This window comes from Cellulosimicrobium composti (assembly GCF_009711085.1).
GTDB classification, from domain to species: Bacteria; Actinomycetota; Actinomycetes; order Actinomycetales; family Cellulomonadaceae; genus Cellulosimicrobium; species Cellulosimicrobium composti.
In genome coordinates, this window is record NZ_WMKA01000002.1 from 112398 (window position 1) to 131633 (window position 19236).

The following is a 19236-nucleotide window of genomic DNA, read 5'->3' on the forward strand; positions in this document are numbered from 1 at the left end:
GGTCAGGCTCGCCCGGCCGTGCGCCGCGCGGCGCGCGCCTCCCAGGCCATCGCGACGAGCACGACGGCCGCCCCGGCGAGCGCGAGCAGGACCGGGACGACGACGGACCCCGTCGGCGCGAGGAGGGTGCCGTCGTCCTCCTGCCACGGCCACAGCGCGCGCAGGGAGCCGACCATGAGGCCGGCGAGGACCGCCATCGTGCCCTGCCGCCGGTGGTGCAGGAGCCACTGCAGCACCTTGACGAAGCACCCGAGCCCGACGGCGGCGCCCAGCACGAACACCCCGACGAACGCGAGGTCCCGGTCCGACAGCGCCTGCTGCACGGGCACGTAGAGGCCCATGGCGAGCAGGACGAACGAACCCGAGACGCCGGGAAGCACGAGCGCGTTGATCGCGACCGCCGCGCCGAGGAACACGAACCACAGGGACGGGTCGTCCACCTGCCCGGGCGGCAGGCTCGTGAGCAGGAACCCCGCGACGGCCGCCAGCGCCATCAGCACCCCGTCGAGCACGCGGAACCGCCCGGGCATCAGCCGCAGCGGGACCGCGACCGACACGACGATCATGCCGAAGAACACGGACCGGACGGGGACGGGGTGCGACTCGAGCAGGGGCGCGACGACGCGCAGCGACAGCAGCAGCACCACCGCCATGCCGAGGAGCACGGGGACGAGCAGCGGCCAGTCCACGGCGCGGAGCGCTCGGACGGCGGGCGCGGTCCCGCGTCGGCGGACCAGACCGGAGACGAGCTCGCGCCCTCCGTGCAGCACCTGGCCGGCGGCGTCGATCAGGTCGTCGTAGAGCCCGACGACGAGCGCGATGGTGCCGCCCGAGATGCCGGGGACCGACTCGGCGGCGCCCACGAGCCCGCCACGGACGGCCGAGACCGGCGCCGACCGCCACGAGGTGCGCGGGCGTGCGAGGTGCGCAGGGTGCTCCTCGTGCGTCTCGCGCGTCGTGCGCGTCTCGTGCTCGACGTTCTGGTGCTCCGGGGAGGGCGTGTTCGTCACCCGCGAAGGGTAGCCGGTGGCCCAGTAGGCTGACGGAGGCACCGTCCCAGGAGAAGGAGCGCAGAGTGACCGAGCGGACCATCGCGTCGTGGCTGACCGACATGGACGGCGTGCTCGTCCACGAGGGACACGCCATCCCCGGCGCACCGGAGTTCGTGCGCGCCCTGCGCGACAAGGGGCGTCCGTTCCTCATCCTCACGAACAACTCGATCTTCACCGCGCGCGACCTGCGCGCGCGGCTGGCGACGTCGGGCATCGACGTGCCCGAGGAGTCGATCTGGACGTCCGCGCTCGCGACGGCCCAGTTCCTCCACGACCAGATCCCGGGCGGCAGCGCCTACGCGGTCGGCGAGGCCGGGCTCACCACGGCGCTCTACGAGGCCGGGTACACGCTCACCGAGTCCGACCCCGACTACGTGGTGCTCGGCGAGACGCGCACGTACTCGTTCGAGGCGATCACCAAGGCGATCCGCCTCGTCCTCGGCGGCTCGCGGTTCATCTGCACCAACCCGGACACGACCGGCCCCTCGCAGGAGGGACCGCTGCCCGCGACGGGCGCCGTCGCGGCGATGATCACGTCCGCGACGGGCCGCAAGCCGTACTTCGTGGGCAAGCCCAACCCGATGATGTTCCGCTCCGCGCTCAACCGCATCGACGCGCACTCCGAGACGACCGCGATGATCGGCGACCGCATGGACACCGACGTCGTCGCGGGCATCGAGGCGGGCCTGTACACGTACCTCGTCATGACCGGGTCCACGACGATGGGCGACGTCGACCGCTACCCGTTCCGGCCGAGCCAGGTCGTCGACTCGGTCGCCGACCTCGTCGACCTCGTCTGACGGCCGCACCCCACGCACGACGGCGCNGAGCCAGGTCGTCGACTCGGTCGCCGACCTCGTCGACCTCGTCTGACGGCCGCACCCCACGCACGACGGCGCCCGGTCACCTCGCGGTGACCGGGCGCCGTCGTGCGGGGCGAGCTCAGGCGGTCGCGACCGCCGGCGCACGACCCGACCGACGGCGTCGCACCGTCAGGAGGGCCGCACCCGTGAGCAGCAGCGTCCCGGCGAGGAGTGCCAGGCCGCCCGCGTCCGAGCCGGTCGTCGCGAGGGCGCCCGAGTAGACGTCGCACTCGACGTCGCCGCCGACCGGGAGGCTGACCGTCACCGGCGAGAGCGCGGTGCCCGCCTCGTAGAACCCGGCGAAGGCCTTCGCGCCGGCGGCGGTGAGCGTCGCGGGAGCGCCGCGCCACGTGATCGTCGAGCCCGACGTGGACTTCGTGCCCGAGAGGTCGAGGCTCGCGAACGCGACACCCGAGGACGAGGACGTGTTGCCCTCCATGTCGCTGCTCCGGACGTCGACCACGAGCGTGCCCCGCGAGCCGTCGACCACGACGCGCGGGTTGCTGACGCGCAGGTCGAGGACGCCCTCGTGGCCGCTGAAGGAGACCGTGCCGCCGAAGCTCGTGCGCCCCTTGCCGAGGTCGGTGTTGAACGAGCCCCTCCCGCCGCTCCACGTGAACGCCGAGCCGTCGTCGCGCACGCCGGACGTGGTGACGGAGCCCTTCGCGATCGGGCCGGTGACGTACGCCCGGAACCGGTCGCTCACGCCCCACGCGAGGGTCGCGCCGTTGACGCCCTGCGCGAAGCACTGCTCCGCCGCCGCGCCCCCGGCCGAGCCCGCGCCGGCGTCGGTGGTGCCGGACGCGACGATCGTGATCGGGGCGGACGCGGTGTGGTCCGCGCCGATCAGCAGGAGCGTGTGCTCGCCCGGCGCGAGGTCCGTCGGGACGGTCACGGTCGAGCTCGCGGCACCGCCCGCGTTCGCCGTCACGCCGGTCGCGAGCGTCCGCGGCGTGGAGCGGATCTCCGTGCGGATGCCCTGCTCGCGCGCGCCGAACCCGACGCCGCTGATGGTCACCTCGTCGCCGGGCGCCGCCTGGGACACCGAGAGCGTCGCCCGCGTCAGGTCGACCGAGCCGTCGCCCGTCCCGTCGGTCGGCGTGCCGATCGTGCCGCCGCCGGGCGTCGTGGCCTTCGCTCCGACGGTGAAGGTCACCGGGTCGAGCGCGGTGCCCGCCGGGTAGAAGCCGGAGAACGCGAGGGCGCCGTCCGCCGTGAGCGTCGCGCCGGCGTCCCGGTACGTCACCGAGCCGTCGGCCGCGGTCGACGGCGTGCCGAGCGCCAGCGTCGCGACCGCGACGCCGTCGCGGACGAACGCGGAGCCGTCGAGGCCGGTCGAGCGCGCGTCCACGAGCAGGCGGCCCGAGGTCGCGCCCGTGATCTCGACGACGGGGTTCGTCAGCGCGATGTCGAGCGCGCCGTCGTGCCCGGTGAAGCGGACCGTGCCCGCGTAGCGCACCGTGCCGCGGCCCGTCGACGCGCTCCACGTGCCGCCGTCGGCCTGGCCGAAGCGGAACACGCCGCCGACGACGCTCGCGCCGCCGGACGTCGTCGCACCCCCGTGCGCGACGGGGCCCACGATGTAGCTGCGGAACGACTCCTTGACGCCCCACGTGAGGGCGCCCGCCGTCGTCGGCGCCGTCGGCCTCGCCGTCACCGTGACGCTCACGGGCGCGGACGTGGAGCCCTGGTGGGCGGCGGCGTCCGCCGGGACGAACGTGGCCGTGACGGCGTGCGACCCCACGGCGAGCCCGCTCGCCCGGAACGTCGCGGTGCCGCCGGAGACGGCCGCCGTGCCGAGGGTCGCGCCGCCCGCGGCGAACCGCACGGTGCCCGCCGCCTGCGGCGCGACGGTCGCGGTGAGCGTCACCGCCGTGCCCTGGACGACCGACGTCGCCGAGGCCGTGAGCCGCGTCGTGGTCGGCTGTGCCCCCGTCCCTGGCGCGGGGTCGGCGACGGTGAGCGGGACGCTCCCCGTCACCCCGAGCTCGGACGTGACGACCACCGAGGTCGTCCCGAGGGCCGCGTCCGCGGGGACGGAGAGCACGAGCGTGCTCCCGTCGCGCGTGTACGTCGCCGGCTTGCCGCCGAGCGTGACGCCTGCGACCGCGTCGCCGTCCACCAGGCCCTCGACGTGCAGGGTGACCGCACCGCCGGGCTCGACGGTCGTCGTCGCGGCCGTGACCGCGAGGGGCGCCGGGGCGTCGTAGGCGACGGGGGCGAAGAGCTCCTGCGCCGCGTTGGACACGCCGCCCGCGCCGTAGGTGTAGACACCGGGGCGCCCGCCGTCGAGCGCCTCGGGGTTCCGCACGACGAGGCGCGCCTCGAACGTCCCGTCCTCGGCGAGCGGGGTCCACTGCGCCCGGACCGCCGCCTGGTACTGCGCGGGCACCTGGTCGAGCACGCCCTCGGCGAGCACCCACGCCTGCGACGCGACCTTGCGGGTCCCGGCCGCGGCCCCCGTCGAGGGCTGCCACCGCTCCGCGAAGCTCCCGAACACGACGTACGTGCCCTGCGGCAGCGTCGCCGGGATCGGCACGCCGCGACCGCCGACGTTCGCCGCCGGGTCGAAGCACGTGCCGCGCACGACGATCGTGTCGCCCGGCGAGACCGCCGTGTCGCCGAGCGGCGTGACGCCGTCCGCGGCGAGGACCTCGATCGCGGGCTCCCAGGCCGGCACCTCGTCCTCGCCGACGCCGAGCGTGACCGGGGCGGCCTTCTTCGCGTCGGCGTGGGCGTCGCTCGGGCCGCTCGCGACGAAGTGCGCGCGCTGGCCCGTCGGCTCGAGGTACGCGAGGAACGCGTCGGTGTACTGCTGCGCGGAGGACGTGACAAGGACGCGGCCGCTGCCGAGCTCCGCCGGGTCGACCTCGAAGGTCGCGACGTCGAGGCGCGTCGCGGGGGCCGAGTCCGCGGCGTCGGACAGGTCGTCCCACGACACGTCGGCGGAGAGCACACCGCGGCCGCTCGCGTCGACGCGCACGGCGACGTCCGCGAGCTGGAGCCAGTAGTACGGCACGTTCCCCGCGTACGTGTTCTTCCACGTGAGGCGGACCGCGCCGGAGAGGGCGAGGTCGGTGCCACCGGCCGAGCGCACGACCTCGGTCACCGGGAAGGCGAAGGTGCCGTCGGCGGCGACCCCGCCGGTGACCTGCTTGTCGTTGTAGTAGGCGAAGACGCGGTCCGAGACCTTCCACGAGACCGTGCCGTGCGTCGTTCCCGGCGCGGCGATCTCCGGGAACGGCGCGCTGACCGGCTCCTGCGGCTCGGGCTGCTGCACGACGACCGGCGTGAACGTGTCCAGGCTCCGGTCCGTCGCGGACAGCCGGTGCGCCGCGGACGTCGCGACCACGTACTCCGTGCCCGGCTCGAACGAGCCCGCCGGGACCGTCACCGTCGTCGTGAACGAGCCGTCCACGATCTGCGGCGCCGTCACCCACGCCTGCACGAGCCACCCGCTGGACACCAGCGGGCCGCTGCCGTCCCACAGCGACCTCTCACCGACGAGCACGTACGCGCCGGTGGCCGCGCCCGCGCCCACGAACCCGGAACCTGACACGGTGAACGTGTTCTCCACGGCGGGGTCCACCGCACCCGACGGCGACACCGTCACCCGCGGGTCCGCGACCGGCTCGGGATCGGGCTCGGGCTCGGGCTCGGCCACGGTCACGGTGTGCGTGACGGGCGCCGACGCCGAGGCGAGGAACGCCGCGGGGTCCACGGGCGCGAACGCCGCGGTCAGCCCGTGCGCGCCCGGGGCGAGGGCCGTCGTGACCAGGCTCGCCACGCCGTCGGTGACGGCGGCCGTGCCGAGCGCGGTGCCGCCGTCGCGGAACTCGACCGTGCCGGCGGCCGCCGGGACGACCGTCGCGGTGAGCGTCACCGCCGCGCCGACGGACGACGTGCCGGACGGCGCGACCGCGAGCGACGTCGAGGTCGCGACGGCCGGGGCGACCGGCTCGGGCGCGACGACGCGCGCGGTGAGCGTCGACATCCGCGCGTTCGCGTAGGACGCGAAGTACGGCGAGACGTCGCCGATCGTGGGCACGACGGTCCCGTCCGCGACGAACGTGACCTCGTCGCCGTCGCGCGTCGCGGAGACGGCGACGTCGGCGACCTTGACGTCGTCCCCCGCCCCCGGGTTCACGGTGCCCGCGAAGTCCGCGAACACGGCGCCCGTCCCGGGGCCCGTGAGCTCGAGGCGGACGTCGGACAGCGTCACGTCGAGCGCGCCGTGGTGGCCCTCGTAGCGCGTGGAGCCCCCGAGGCGCACGGAGCCGGTGCCCGACGCGTCGTCGTAGCTGCCGGACGCCGGCCCGTACACGGAACGCCCGCCCTGGAGGGGCGGCGTGACCGTGCCCTGGGCGATCGGGCCCGTGACGTACGAGGTCCACGAGTCGACGAGGTTCCAGGTGGCCGAGCCGGCCTGGACGTCGGCCGCGGCGGCCTGCGCGGGAGCGCCTGCCCCCGCGACGGTGACGCCGGCGGCGAGCGCCGCGGCGAGGAACGAGGCGAGGGCGCGGCGGACGCGCCCCTGCGGGGAAGTGCGCACTAGGTCTCCCGTGCTGGTCCGGGCGGGTCCCGGAAGAGCGGGACCGCGACGCGGAGCGTGACGACGCTCCGTCGCCCCGGACGATATAAGGCACGCCTCACCAAAGCAAGGTAAGGCTGACCTATTTCAGTGTGACACGCGCCTCGTCCCCACCCTGCGCGCGCTCCGGTCAGGCGAGGCCGAGGTCCTCGAGGCTGAAGAGGTAGTGGTACGGCACGCCGAGCGCCTCGATCTTCTCGCCCGCGCCCGTCGCGCGGTCCACGATCGTCGCGACCCCGGCGACCGTCCCGCCCGCGGCGCGCACGGCCTCGATCGCCGTGATGGGCGACCCACCCGTCGTCGTCGTGTCCTCGACGACCACGACCGTCCGGCCCGCGACGTCCGGGCCCTCGATCTGCCGCTGCATCCCGTGCGCCTTCGCCGCCTTGCGCACGACGAACGCGTCGAGGTCCTGCCCGCGCGAGGCCGCGGCGTGCAGGAGGGCGGTCGCGATCGGGTCGGCGCCGAGCGTCAGCCCGCCGACGGCGTCGATCTCCGCGGTGCCGAGCCCGCGCTCCTCGAGGAGGTCGAGGAGCTGGTGACCGATGAGCGGCGCCGCGCGGTGGTGCAGCGTCACGCGCCGGAGGTCGACGTAGTAGTCGGCCTCCTTGCCCGAGGAGAGCGTCACGCGGCCGTGCACGACGGCGAGCTCGCGGATGAGGTCGAGCAGCTGCTCGCGGGGCGTCGAGGAGAGATCCGTGGTCACGACGGCCAAGGGTAGTCCGCCGGGCTGCGGGCTCCTACCGGTACTTGCCGATCGCGCGCACGGCAGAGCGCGGCATCGCGCGCAGCGCGGCCGAGGCGACGCGGTAGCGCACGGAGGGCGTCGAGATGACGACGCCCCGGCGCACGTCCGCGAGCGCCGCGGCGACGACGCGGTCCGCGTCGAGCCACGCGACGTCGGGCAGCGTGGACTTGTCGATCCCGGCACGGTCGTGGAACTCGGTGTGCGTGAAGCCCGGGCACAGGACGGTCGCGGTGACGCCGGTCCCGTGCAGCTCGACGGCCAGACCCTCGGTGAACGAGCGCACCCACGCCTTCGCGGCCGCGTAGGTGCCGCCCGCCGTGAGCGCCGCGACGGACGCGACGTTGAGGATCGCGCCGCGCCCGCGCGCGGTCATCTGGCCCGCGGCCGCGTGCGAGAGCACCATGACGGCGCGGACCATGACGTCGAGCGCGCGCAGCTCGACGTCGAGGTCGCCGCCGACGAAGTGCTGGTGGGTCGCGAATCCCGCGTTGTTGACGAGCAGGCCGACCGGGCGCTCGTCCGGGCCCCCGGTCGAGGCGAGGCGCTCGGCCACGCGCGCGACGTCGTCGGGCACGGAGAGGTCGGCCGGCAGGACCTGGACCCGCACGCCCGCGGCGGCCCGGATCTGGCCCGCGACCTCCTCGAGGCGCGCCTCGTCGCGCGCGACGAGCACGAGGTCGTGCCGCGCCGTGGCGAGCTGCCACGCGAACTCCAGGCCCAGGCCGGCGCTCGCGCCGGTGATGAGTGCTGTCGCCATGGCCACAGCCTACGGGCGGCGGCGCGCCGACGTCGGTACGGTGGAGCCCGTGCGCCTCGCGACCTGGAACATCAACTCCGTCCGTGCCCGCGTCGACCGGGCGGTCGCGTTCCTCGAGCGGACCGGGACCGACGTCCTCGCGCTCCAGGAGACCAAGTGCGCCGACGCCCAGTTCCCCGTCGCGCCGTTCGAGGCGGCGGGGTACGAGGTCGCGCACGTGGGCGTGAACCAGTGGAACGGCGTCGCGGTCGTCTCGCGCGTCGGCCTGGACGACGTCGAGACCTCCTTCCCGGGCCAGCCCGCCTTCGGCGAGCAGGTCGAGGCGCGTGCCCTGGGCGCGACGTGCGGCGGCGTGCGCGTGTGGAGCCTGTACGTGCCGCACGGCCGGGAGGTCGGCGACCCGCACTACACGTACAAGCTGCGCTGGCTCGACGAGCTGCGCGAGCGCGCCGCGGGCTGGCTCGCGGACGACCCGGGGGCGCAGGTCGCGCTCGTCGGCGACTGGAACGTCGCCCCGCTCGACACCGACGTGTGGGACGTCGCGTACTTCGCGGGCAAGACGCACGTGACGCCCGCGGAGCGGGACGCGTTCGCCGCGTTCGGGGCAGCCGGGTACACCGAGGTCACGCGCGAGGCGCTCCCCGCCGAGCACACGTACACGTACTGGGACTACCAGCGGCTGCGCTTCCCGCGGAACGAGGGCATGCGGATCGACTTCGCCTACCTCTCCCCCGCCGCGCGCGCCCGCGTGACCGGCGTGACGATCGACCGCGACGAGCGCAAGGGCAAGGGCGCGTCGGACCACGTGCCGGTCGTCGTCGACCTCGAGGACTGAGCGGCCTTCCCGCCCGCGGCGCACGGCCGCGGGCGGGACGGTCGAGACCCTCCCGAGCTACTTCAGGTACGGCCCCGCCTGCCCGACCTTGCCCGGCGCAGGGTTGCCCGGGAGGTCGAGGACGTAGGCGCGCAGGTTGCCCTTGCCCGGTGCGGGGACCGTCAGGGTCCCGGTCGTCACGACCTTCCGGTCGCCCGTCACGGCGTCCACGTAGGTGCCGTTCGGGACGCGGGCGAAGGTCGCGGCGTCCGTCACCGTGACGAGCACGAAGCTGTCCACGGCGCCCTCGGTGAACCGGCGCTTGTACGCCATGTTCCCCTGCACGCCGACCGTCGAGTACTGCCCCTTCTGGAGCGCCGGCACGGCGCGACGGATCTGGTTGAGCCGCTGCACGTGCTGGACGAGCGGCTTCTGGAGCGTCTGCGCGACCGCGCCCGACGCGGACTCCACGACGCCGAAGTCGCTCGCCACGACGTCGCCCGCGAGGTGGTCGCCGTAGTACGCGCGTCCGGTGGTCGCGAGCGGGCACGTCGGCCCGCAGTCGATCGGCTTGCCCGCCTGGAACTCGATCTCCGAGCCGTAGTAGAGCGTCGGGATGCCCCGGAACGTCCACATGAGGCTCATGTTCTCCGCCCACGCGTCGGTGCCGCCGGCGTAGCGCACGGTCGACTTGTTGGGCCCGTAGTCGTGCGAGTCGACGTACACGACGTTGTACGTCGCGTCGTTGTACGAGTCGTCCGAGTCCTTGCCGTTGTGGTACGCGTTGCCCGCGTCCCCGAAGTTCATGTGCATGCGCATGTCGATGACGTTCATGCCCGAGAACTTCGAGTGGTCGGGCGCGTGGTACGTGTTGCCGTCGGCGCCCCCGAGGAACGCGTTGTCCGACGTCGGCTGGTTGCCCGTGCCCAGGAGGTTCTCGTACTGGAACTGCTCGGCGGCAGCCACGACGTCGTCCAGGGAGTACTCCTTGCGCTCCTTCCACGTGTAGAACTGCGCGGAGTGGTTCACGGAGCCGCGGTTCCACTTGTCGTTGACGAACGCCGCGACCTCGCCGAAGACGTAGAAGTCCTTGCCCTTCTCGCCGTGCGTCGCCACGGCGTGCTCCTGGATCGCGGGCAGGAAGTGCCGGTTCCACATGACGCGCGGGATGTGCACGGCGGTGTCGACGCGGAAGCCGTCGACGCCCATGTCGATGTACCGGTTGTAGGCGTCGATCAGGTACTGCTGCACCTCGGCGTTCTCGGTGTTGAAGTCGGCCAGGTCGTCGTGCAGCCAGCAGTCCTGCGCGTCCTTTCCCTCCCAGTTCCCGATCCAGCACTGGTGGTAGTAGTTCGCCGGGAACATACCGGACGTTGGCGAGGGCCACTGGCAGTTGTAGATCTGGAACCCCTCGGGGCTCTTGTACTGCGTCGGGGTACCGAAGCCCTTGCACGTGTTACCCGCTGGTGCGGTGCTCGACCACAGGTCGCCGTTGTAGGGGCGGCCCTTGGCGAGCGCGTTCTGCGCGGCGGTCAGCGTCGGGTCATTCCCGTCGTGTTCTTCCATGGGGTCGTACTCGCGGCCCTCCTCCTTCTTGGAGTACATCCAGTCCCACTGCCCGTCGCGCGCGCCCCACACCGTCGGGGTGAACAGGCCCTTGGCGCCCCAGCGCGAGGAGTGGTTGTACACGACGTCCTGGTAGATCTTGATGCCCTTGGCGTGCGCGGCGTCGATGAGGTCCTGGTAGGAGGCGCCCGGCGTCTCGAGGCGCGGGTCCACGCGGAAGAAGTCCCAGCCGTGGTAGCCGTGGAAGTCGTAGTCGGACCGGTTGAGCACGACGGGCGTGATCCAGATCGCGGAGAAGCCGAGGCCCTTGACGTAGTCCAGCTTGTCGATCAGCCCCTGGAAGTCGCCGCGGAACATGGGGTCGTCGTTCGCCGCGTTGCCCGACTTCACGTGCTGGGACCCGCCGCGGTTGTTCTCGGGCACGCCGTCGTTGAAGCGGGCGGTCATGACGAAGTAGATCGAGTCCTCGCGCGGGTCACCGCCGAGCGGCTCGCCCGTCGTCCCCGGGTCGACCACGGGCTTCGTGCCCGTCGTGACGGTGACGGGTGCGCTCGCCGCGGAGCGGTTCCCCGCGGCGTCGACGGCCGTCACGGAGTACGTGTACGCGGTCCGCTCGAGCAGTCCCACGTCCGTCGCGGACGGGGTCGTGACGTCCCGCGTCACCGGGCCCGCTCCTCCGGTGCGGGTGAGGGTGTAGCCGGTGACGGCCGTGTCGTCCGTCGCGGCGTCCCACGTGACCGTCACGCGCACGCCGTCGGCCGTCGCGACGAGCCCGGACGGGACGCTGGGCGCCTGCGTGTCCGGCTCCTCGGGGACGTCGGGGCCGCACGGGCTCTGCGCGACGGGCGCGACGACGCCGCCCGAGACGGTCTGCGCTCCCGCGGTGTAGCGGTAGTTGCCTCCGCCGTTGTTGTCCCACCGCCCGGCGCCGTCGTTGAAGACGACCTGGCCGCCGCTCGCGGTGCCCAGGTCGATGGTGTGCGTGAACCAGCCCGGGCACGCCGCGGTCATCGCCGTGCCCGGGACGCTGGTCCACGCGCCCGAGCCCACCTGGTAGTGGATCTTCGGCGCGGCCCACGACGTCGCGTAGTAGATCGTCGCGGTCGTGTCCGCAGGGTCCGTCGGGTCTGTCGGGTCGGTGGGGTCGGTGCCGCACGGCGACGCCCCCGCGGTGAGCACGCCGTCCTGCACGACGACGGTCCCCGCGCCCGCCCGGTAGTTGGCGCCGCGGTTGTTGTCCCAGGTCCCGGCACCGTCGTTGAAGGTGAGCTGCACCCCCGATGCCGCGCCGAGGTCGATCTCGGCCGTCAGCCAGCCCGGGCACGCGTCCGCCATCGGGACGCCCGGGACCGCCGTCCAGGCGGCGCCGTCGACGCCGTAGTGGACGTTCGTCGCCGCCCAGCCCGGGCGGTCCGGGTAGTAGACGGTCGTCGTGGTCGGTGCCGCGCTCGTTGCCGCGCTCGGTGCCGCGACGGCGCTCAGGCCGGCCGCCCCCGGCAGGGCAACGGCGAGGGCCAGGGCCCCCGCCAGGCGTGCCCGCGATCTTGCGAGCCTCGTTGTTCGCATCCGTGATCCTCCGTGTCGTGTCCCGGCGTCGGTGCCGGGACGTCGGCCGCCGGTCCGCGTGCCGCCGTCGTGGAGGACGCACCCTGGCTGTACCGTTGCTGCAAGATGTAGCAATATTTGCGACGGCTTACAAGAGCCTGTTCATACGGCGGACGGCGCGCCGCCCCCGTCGCTACGGTGTGTCCATGACCACGCCCCCCGTCCCGCCGTACGGGTCGCCCGACGAACCTGTCGACCCGTACGCCGCCCCGCGCCCGCACCAGCCGCCGCTCACCCCGTACAACCCGCCGACCGACGCCGGCGCCCCGGCGCCGGAGCAGGGCGGTTTCGTCGCACCGTCCGGGGCGGGCGGCGGGTACCCGGGCACGCCGGCACCCGGGGCGGGAGCCCCCTACGGTGCGCCCGCCGCGCCGGCCGGGCAGGGGTCGCCCTACGGCCCGGGCACCGCACCGGCCTACGGCTCCGCCCCGGGCGGCGGGTACCCGCCGTCGGACCTCTCCACCTACCCCGGGTCTTCCGGCTACGGCGCCTACCCGCCCCCGTACGGGTCCGTGTACACGGCGCCGCCGCGGACGAACGGGCTGGCGCTCGCGTCGATGATCGTCTCGATCGCGAGCCTCGTGCTCTGCGCGGGCTTCCCCGGGATCGTCGGCCTCGTCCTCGGGATCGTCGCGCTCAACCAGGTGATGCGCGACGGGACGCGCGGGCGCGGGTTCGCCGTCACCGGGATCGTCGTGGGGGCCGTCTGCACGGCGTTCGCGATGCTCATCGTGCTCGCCGCGACCCTGAGCGACTCGTAGCCGTGGCCGACGACGACCTCTTCGCCCCGCCCGGCGGCCCGGCCGGCCCGCCCCGGCCGCCCGCCCCGGTCCCGCCCCCGCCGGCGGGGGCCCCAGCCCCGTCGGGCACCCCGGTGCCACCCCCGGCCGCCGCGGCCGAACCGGGCTTCGCACCCGAGACGTACTACGCGCCCGGGTGGCAGCCCGCGCCGCCGCGCGTCGAGCCGCTCGCCGTGGCGAGCGTGCCCGCGGGCGTCGTGCTCGGGCCCGTCGGGATCGGGCTCGGTGCCGCGGGGCTCTCCCGCGTGCGGTCCCGGGGCACGCACGGTCGTGGGCTCGCCGTCGCCGGCATGGTGGTGGGCGCCGTCGTCACGGTCGCGTGGACCGCCGGCGCGCTCGTCTGGTGGCAGGGCGAGCAGGCGCGCACGCCGCTCGCGGGCGACGTCGACGCCCCGCAGACGGTCAACGCGGTCCAGCTCGTGCTCGGGACCTGCCTCGACGAGCTGCCGCCCGACGGCGAGGTGTCGCGGGTGCGGGCCGTGCCGTGCGCGGACGAGCACCGGGCGCAGGTCGTCGCCCGGACCGACCTGGGCGCGGACGAGGTGTGGCCCGGTCAGCAGGCCGTGGACCGCCGCGTCGCGCGCGTGTGCACGCCCGACGTGCTGGGCGCCGACGCGCCCGAGGGCGTCGAGCTCGTCGTGTGGTCGCCGACCGAGGCGTCGTGGCGCGACGGCGACCGCACGGGCCTGTGCCTCGCGGCCGGGACCGACCCGCTGCCCGCCGACCTGCTCGGCTGAGCGCGCGGAGGAGGTCCTCGCGCTCAGCGCGCGGGGGCCTCCTCGGCGAGGATGAGGCCGAGGTAGGCGCGCAGGTCGGCGGGCATGTCGACGCGCTCGGGCCGCGGCCGGTCGAGCGACAGCAGCCACTGGACCTGCAGTCCGTCCATGAGCGCGATGATCTGCCGCGCCGCGACCTGCGGGTCGACGCCGTCCCGCAGGCCCCCCGCGCGCGCCCGGCGGACGAGCTGCTCGCTCGTCCGCGCGACCGCCCACCGGTACCGCCGGACGAAGTACTCGTGCGCCGGGTGCTCCGGGGACGTCGCCTCGGCCGAGAGCGCCGTGAACAGCTCCACGATGTGCCGGCGGACGGCGTTGCGCTCGACCAGGTGCACGAGCGCGTCGAAGTAGTCGGTGCCGCGAGCGAGGTCGTCGTCGAGGTCCGCCTGGTCGACGGTGTCGCGGTGGTCGAGCACCGCCTCGAGGAGCGCGACCTTCGTCGGGAAGTGGTGGAGCAGGCCGGGGTGCGACATGCCCACGCGCGACGCCAGCTCGCGCAGCGAGGCGGCGTGGAAGCCGACCTCGCCGAAGAGCACGATCGCGGCCTGCAGGATCTCCTCGCGCTTGGCGCGACCCTTCGCGTACCCGCGCCCGGGGTCGGGGCTCGCGGTGCGACGGGGAGCGCCACGGTCGTGGCCGGCTCCGAGGGCCGCGCTCGTCATGGGTCGTGCTCCGTCCGTCGTCCGAGAGAGAGAACCCTACCGACCGCGGCAGGCCCCCGACGCGCGCCGAACGGCTTTCACCCGCCCGGCCCTGCCCGCGGCGCTCAGGACGTCGGAGCGAGCGTGGCCTCGGCCTCGTCCTCGGTGCTCGGGGTCGGCCCCGGCACGGTGCCGGACGGCCGGTCCGTGGCCGACGGCGGCGCGGGCTCGGTCGGAGCGGTCCCGCCCGGGTCCGCGGACTCCTCGTCACCGCCGTCCGGAGCGGCCGCGAGCGCCTCGGCCGTCGCGGCGGTCACGGCGCCGTCGCCAGGAAGGCCGTTCGCCTCTTGGAAGGCGCGCAGCGCTGCCCGGGTCGCCTCGTCCAGCGTGCCGGTGACCGCGACGTCCGCGCCGTGCACGCGGAGGCGTTCCTGGACCCAGGAGACGGACGCCGCGTCGGGCTCGGTCGTGGGTGCCGGGGTCGTCGGCGCAGGCTCCGGCGCGGTGCCGCTCGGCGCGGCGGAGGGCTCCGTGGTCGGCGCGGGGTCGGCCGACGAGGGCGGCGCGTCCGTCTCGTCCACCGAGGGTCGGGGCGCCGGCGTCGTGGCGGGGTCGGCGCCGTCCGCCGGGTCGTGGGTGTGGTCCGGCGGCGGGATGCGCGTCACCTCGGGGCGGGGAGCGTCGGGGCGGGGCGTGACGGCCGGGACGCCGTCCTCGACAGCGGTCCCGCCGTCGGCCGAGGCACCGACGACGACGGCCTCGCCACCTCCGGTCGCGGCGCCCACCATCCCGGCCACCGCCACGACGAGGGTCACCGCGCCGGCCCCCGCGGCGACCGTGACCCACGGCGTGGCGGCGCGGCGCTCGACGGACGTCGTCGGGGCGACGCGGCCGTCCTCCGGGGATCCGGTCAGGCCATGACGTCGGCGCACGTCGCCTCCTTCCAGGGCGGTCGAGGACCGGCGGACGACGCGTGGCGCTGCCCGCCAGAACGGTCGGGTGGACGTCCACCCTGCCCCATGGCCCGGCCGGATGTCACGCCCGGCCCCCTCACCTGCGACGACACGGCGCCGGCGGTCGCGGGTCCACGTCCGGACCGACCCGGTTGCGACGAAGGTCGCAACCCAGGTTCCGCCCTGCGCCGCAAGACCCGGGGACCGCCCGCGCGACAGCCTGGTGGGGCACCGCGCGGGAGGCCCGTGCGGCACGCATCGAGGAAGGGACCGGCATGACCACCATCCACGTCTCCGGGCTGCGCAAGACCTACGGGGCGTTCGACGCCGTGCACGACGTGACGTTCACGGCCGCGCCGGGCCGCGTCGTCGGGCTGCTCGGGCCGAACGGCGCCGGGAAGTCGACGACGCTGCACGTCCTGCTGGGGCTGGCCGCCGCGACCGCGGGGAGCGCGACGTTCGACGGTCGCGCGTTCGCGGACCTGGCGCATCCCGCCCGCACCGTCGGCGCCCTGCTCGACGCCGGCGGCCTCCACCCCGGGCGCACGGGCCGTGACCACCTGAGGGTGCTCGCCGCGGCCGGCCGGATCCCGTCGGGGCGCGTCGACGACGTGCTCGCGCTCGTCGGCATGGCGCCCGCCGCCGACCGGCGCGTGCGGACGTACTCGCTCGGGATGCGGCAGCGCATCGGCATCGCCGCCGCGCTGCTCGGCGACCCGGAGGTGCTCGTGCTCGACGAGCCCGCCAACGGGCTCGACCCGGCGGGCATGCGCTGGCTGCGCGACCTGGTGCGCGCGTTCGCCGACGACGGCGGCACGGTGCTCCTCGCGAGCCACGTGCTGTCCGAGGTGCGGCAGGTCGCGGACGACCTGGTCGTCGTCGGGCAGGGCCGCGTCGTCGCCGACGGGCCGCTCGACGACCTGCTCCGCGGGGAGTCCTTGGAGGACTTCTACCTCGACCTGACCGCCACGACCGAAGGGGTGCGCTGATGTACCGCGCCGAGATGCTCAAGCTCCGCACGACCCGCGCGACGTGGGTCGTCGCGGCCGTCGCCGTCGCCGGGATGCTCGTCGTCCAGGCCTTCACCCTCCTGCTGCCCACGATCCTGCGGGGCACCGAGGCGCTCGGTGGCGGCCCGACCGTCGGGTTCCAGGCGTCGCCCGAGATGCTCGAGGACCTGGCACCCGACCTCGGCGCGCTCACCGACGCCGCCCAGCCCGCGTTCCAGCGCGGCATGCTCGACCTGCTCGGCAACGGGCTCAACGGCTCGGGGTCGGTCGGCGTGGCGACCATGTGCATGCTCCTGCTCGGCGTGCTCGCCGTGACGACGGACTTCCGCACGGGCGGCATCGTGCCGACGGCGCTCGTCCAGCCGTCGCGGCTGCGCATCCTCGCGGCCAAGGCCGGCGCGACGGCGACCGTCGCCCTCGGGGTGGGCGTGGTGCTCGCCGTGGTCGGCGCCCTGGGTCTCACCGTCGCGATCGTCACGACCCCGGGCGCGACGCTCGCGCTCGGTCCCGGCGAGGTCCTCGGCGTGTGGGCGCGCGGCCTCGCGGTCCTCGTCCTCCTCACCTGGTTCGGGCTGGGAGTCGGGACGCTCGTGCGCGGCCAGGTGGCCGCCGTCGTGACCGTCGCGGCGCTCGCGCTCGCCGAGCCCATCGTCCGGGGTGCCGTCACCCTGCTGTCGGGCGGCGAGTCCGCCGCGGCCGAGTGGCTGCCTCTGGGCCTGGGCGCCCTCGCCTCGACGGGCCAGTCCGGCGCGGCGCTCCTGGGCGGTGCCGCACCGCTGGGGACGCTCGCCGCGCTCGCGGGGCTCGTCGCCTGGGTCGCGGTGCTCCTCGGGAGCGGCGCCCTCACGCTCCAGCGCCGCGACCTGGTCTGACGACCGCCGAGGCAGAGGCCTGGTATCGCGAGGTAGAGGCGTGGTCACCCTTCCGGTCGACCACGCCTCTACCTCGGTGGACCGGGCCTCTACCGCGGTGGACCAGGCCTCTACCTCGCGGCCGGGTCGGCGCACCCCCGTAGGGTGGGCAGGCCCACCGACCCGTCCGTCCCCGTCGCCCCTTGGAGGAGATCGTGACCGAGGCCCTGCGCCGCGCGCTCGACCGGGTCGGCGTGCGCACCGACACCGGTCGCGACGCCGTGCTCGCCGGGGTCGTCGCCGTCGCGACCGTCGCGCTGTTCCTCGGCATCGAGCGCGTCCTCGCGACGGACGTCGGCGCGACGTTCGGCGCGGGGCCGGGTGCCGTGATCGTCACCCCCGGGGCCCGCGCGACCGTGCTCGCGCTCGTCGTGCTCCAGGCGGCGACCCTGACGTTCCGCCGTCGGGCACCGCTGGCGTGCCTCGGGCTCGCCGTGGCGGCCCAGGTCGCGATCACCGTGCTCCTGCCGCCGTACGTCGGCTTCCAGGCCCCCGCGACCCTCGTCGCCGCCTACTCCGCCGGGGCGTACGCGCCGCGCCGCACGCGCCTGGCCGCGCCCGCGGCCGCGGCCGTCGCGCAGGTCGTGCTCGTCTTCGCGCTCGGGGGGTTCGCCGTCCCCGCCGTGACCGGGCCCGCGCAGCACGCGCTCCAGGTGGGCGGCGCGCTGCTCTCCGCGCTGCTCACGTTCGTCGGGGCGGCGCTGGTCGGCTCGTACGTCGCGACGCGCCGCGAGCTCGTCGCCGAGCTGCGCGACCGGGTGCGGCGCGCCGAGCGCGAGCGCGAGGCGCTCGCCGCCCAGGCGGTCCTCGAGGAGCGGGCGCGCATGGCCCGCGAGCTGCACGACGTCGCGGCCCACCACCTCTCGGGCATCGTGGTCCAGGCGTCCGCCGCCGAGCGGCTCGTCGACGCCGATCCTGAGCGTGCCAAGGAGTCGGTGCGCTGGATCCGCGCGCAGGGGCGCGAGACGCTCGACGACCTGCGCCTCGTGGTCGGCATCCTGCGAGGCCGCGACGACGAGGACGGCGCCGAGCGCGAGGCGCCGCAGCCGACGCTCGCCGAGGTTCCGGCCCTCCTCGACACGGCGCGCTCCGCGGGCACCGTCGTCACGGTCGAGACCGACGGCAGCCCGTGGGAACCGACGCCGAGCACCCAGATCGCCGTCTACCGCGTGCTCCAGGAGGCGCTCGCCAACGCGCGCCGGCACGCACCCGGCCGGCCCGTGGCCGTGCGGTTCGCGTGGTCTGCCGCGGACCTCGTCCTCACCGTGCGCAACCCGGCGGCGGGCACGGTGCCGGCCGCCGACCCGCAGACCGGTCACGGGCTCGTCGGCATGCGCGAGCGGGCGGTCGTGCTCGGCGGCTCGCTCGACGCACGGCGCGCCCCGGACGGGGCGTGGCTCGTGCGCCTCACCGTGCCGCGCGCACCAGCGCGCGACTCCCGCACCGCCGACCAGGAGGTCTCGTGACGCGCGTCGTGCTCGTGGACGACCAGGCCGTCGTCCGCGCCGGGTTCACCGTCATCCTCGAGAGCGAGGGGATCGAGGTCGTCGGCGAGGCCTCGAACGGCGCCGACGCCGTCCGCGTCGCGCGTCGCGAGCGGCCCGACGTCGTGTGCATGGACGTGCGCATGCCGGGCGGCGACGGCATCACGGCGACGCGGGCGCTCGCCGGCCCCGACGTCGCCGACCCGGTACCCGTGCTCGTGGTGAGCACGTTCGACCTCGACGACTACGTGTTCGGCGCCCTGGAGGCGGGCGCGAGCGGGTTCCTGCTCAAGGACGCGGAGCCGGACGTGCTCGTCGACGCGGTGCGGCGCGTCGCGGCCGGGGACGGCCTCCTCGACCAGTCCCTCACGCGCCGCGTCATCGACGAGCTCGCGCGCCGCCGGGCCCCCGTCGCGCGCGACGACGACGCGGCCGCGCTCCTCACACCGCGCGAGCTCGACATCGTGGGCCTGCTGTGCCGCGGCTCGTCGAACGCGGAGATCGCGACGGCCCTGTTCCTCGAGCCGAGCACCGTGAAGTCGCACCTGAGCCGCGCCATGACGAAGACCGGCACCCGCGACCGCGTGCAGCTCGTGGTGTGGGCGTTCCGGCACGGCGTCGTGGACCCGGCGGGCTGACCCGGTGACGTCGGTCGGCGCGCCCGG

15 protein-coding genes are annotated in these 19236 nt (G+C 75.2%); 8 read left to right on the top strand and 7 right to left on the bottom strand.

What is annotated here, in order from left to right; translation table 11 throughout:
- Nucleotides 1-2: 2 nt before the first annotated feature.
- A complete protein-coding gene (locus GJV82_RS01465) occupies nt 3-1010 on the bottom strand; it encodes a DUF368 domain-containing protein (RefSeq protein WP_318657154.1) in 1008 nt (335 codons plus the stop codon).
- Between the two features lie 101 nt (nt 1011-1111).
- On the opposite strand from GJV82_RS01465, the gene GJV82_RS01470 reads away from it, so the two are divergent.
- Nucleotides 1112-1852, top strand: coding sequence for an HAD-IIA family hydrolase (locus tag GJV82_RS01470; RefSeq protein WP_051471372.1), 741 nt, complete (start codon nt 1112-1114; stop codon nt 1850-1852).
- Nucleotides 1853-1994: 142 nt separating this feature from the next.
- Here GJV82_RS01470 and GJV82_RS01475 read toward each other — a convergent pair whose 3' ends face one another.
- The 3 genes from GJV82_RS01475 to GJV82_RS01485 form a co-directional block, all read right to left on the bottom strand.
- Nucleotides 1995-6467 (bottom strand): HtaA domain-containing protein, encoded by a 4473-nt coding sequence (locus GJV82_RS01475; protein ID WP_155097972.1) that lies wholly within the window; start codon nt 6465-6467, stop codon nt 1995-1997.
- Between the two features lie 169 nt (nt 6468-6636).
- Complete coding sequence (gene pyrE / locus GJV82_RS01480; protein WP_318657155.1) at nt 6637-7212, bottom strand: orotate phosphoribosyltransferase; 576 nt, start codon at nt 7210-7212, stop codon at nt 6637-6639.
- Between the two features lie 34 nt (nt 7213-7246).
- Nucleotides 7247-8011, bottom strand: a complete 765-nt coding sequence (locus tag GJV82_RS01485) for an SDR family NAD(P)-dependent oxidoreductase (protein WP_155097974.1) — start codon at nt 8009-8011, stop codon at nt 7247-7249.
- A gap of 49 nt (nt 8012-8060) precedes the next feature.
- Between GJV82_RS01485 and GJV82_RS01490 the strand changes: the two genes are divergently transcribed.
- Nucleotides 8061-8846 (top strand): exodeoxyribonuclease III, encoded by a 786-nt coding sequence (locus GJV82_RS01490; RefSeq protein WP_318657170.1) that lies wholly within the window; start codon nt 8061-8063, stop codon nt 8844-8846.
- 57 nt (nt 8847-8903) lie between these two features.
- Here GJV82_RS01490 and GJV82_RS01495 read toward each other — a convergent pair whose 3' ends face one another.
- Nucleotides 8904-11957, bottom strand: coding sequence for a carbohydrate binding domain-containing protein (locus tag GJV82_RS01495; RefSeq protein ID WP_155097976.1), 3054 nt, complete (start codon nt 11955-11957; stop codon nt 8904-8906).
- Nucleotides 11958-12142: 185 nt separating this feature from the next.
- On the opposite strand from GJV82_RS01495, the gene GJV82_RS20580 reads away from it, so the two are divergent.
- Together GJV82_RS20580 and GJV82_RS20585 are read left to right on the top strand one after the other, a co-directional pair.
- Complete coding sequence (locus GJV82_RS20580; protein WP_155097977.1) at nt 12143-12757, top strand: DUF4190 domain-containing protein; 615 nt, start codon at nt 12143-12145, stop codon at nt 12755-12757.
- A gap of 2 nt (nt 12758-12759) precedes the next feature.
- The gene (locus GJV82_RS20585) at nt 12760-13533 is read left to right on the top strand and encodes a septum formation family protein (protein WP_318657156.1); all 774 of its coding nucleotides are present in this window, start codon (nt 12760-12762) and stop codon (nt 13531-13533) included.
- A 23-nt stretch (nt 13534-13556) separates the two neighbouring features.
- Here the strand turns inward: GJV82_RS20585 and GJV82_RS01510 are convergent, their stop codons facing one another.
- Both GJV82_RS01510 and GJV82_RS20375 read right to left on the bottom strand, forming a co-directional pair.
- A complete protein-coding gene (locus GJV82_RS01510; protein WP_047233540.1) occupies nt 13557-14234 on the bottom strand; it encodes a TetR/AcrR family transcriptional regulator in 678 nt (225 codons plus the stop codon).
- Between the two features lie 104 nt (nt 14235-14338).
- On the bottom strand, nt 14339-15145 hold the full coding sequence (locus tag GJV82_RS20375) for a peptidoglycan-binding protein (protein WP_064316246.1): 807 nt from the start codon (nt 15143-15145) through the stop codon (nt 14339-14341).
- A 296-nt stretch (nt 15146-15441) separates the two neighbouring features.
- Here GJV82_RS20375 and GJV82_RS01520 point away from each other — a divergent pair, with 296 nt between their 5' ends.
- The 4 genes from GJV82_RS01520 to GJV82_RS01535 all read left to right on the top strand — a co-directional run bounded on the left by GJV82_RS01520 (nt 15442) and on the right by GJV82_RS01535 (nt 19209).
- Entirely contained in the window at nt 15442-16155 is a 714-nt protein-coding gene (locus GJV82_RS01520; protein ID WP_053369348.1) for an ABC transporter ATP-binding protein, read from the top strand.
- The gene (locus GJV82_RS01525) at nt 16155-17048 is read left to right on the top strand and encodes a hypothetical protein (protein WP_155097978.1); all 894 of its coding nucleotides are present in this window, start codon (nt 16155-16157) and stop codon (nt 17046-17048) included. The genes GJV82_RS01520 and GJV82_RS01525 overlap by 1 nt, the downstream gene beginning before the upstream one ends.
- A gap of 194 nt (nt 17049-17242) precedes the next feature.
- Nucleotides 17243-18553: a sensor histidine kinase gene (locus GJV82_RS20590; protein WP_155097979.1), complete on the top strand. Its 1311-nt coding sequence runs from the start codon at nt 17243-17245 to the stop codon at nt 18551-18553.
- Nucleotides 18550-19209 carry a response regulator transcription factor gene (locus GJV82_RS01535; protein ID WP_318657158.1) on the top strand — a complete coding sequence of 220 codons (660 nt, stop codon included), beginning with the start codon at nt 18550-18552 and terminating at the stop codon, nt 19207-19209. The genes GJV82_RS20590 and GJV82_RS01535 overlap by 4 nt, the downstream gene beginning before the upstream one ends.
- The last annotated feature ends 27 nt before the right edge of the window (nt 19210-19236 follow it).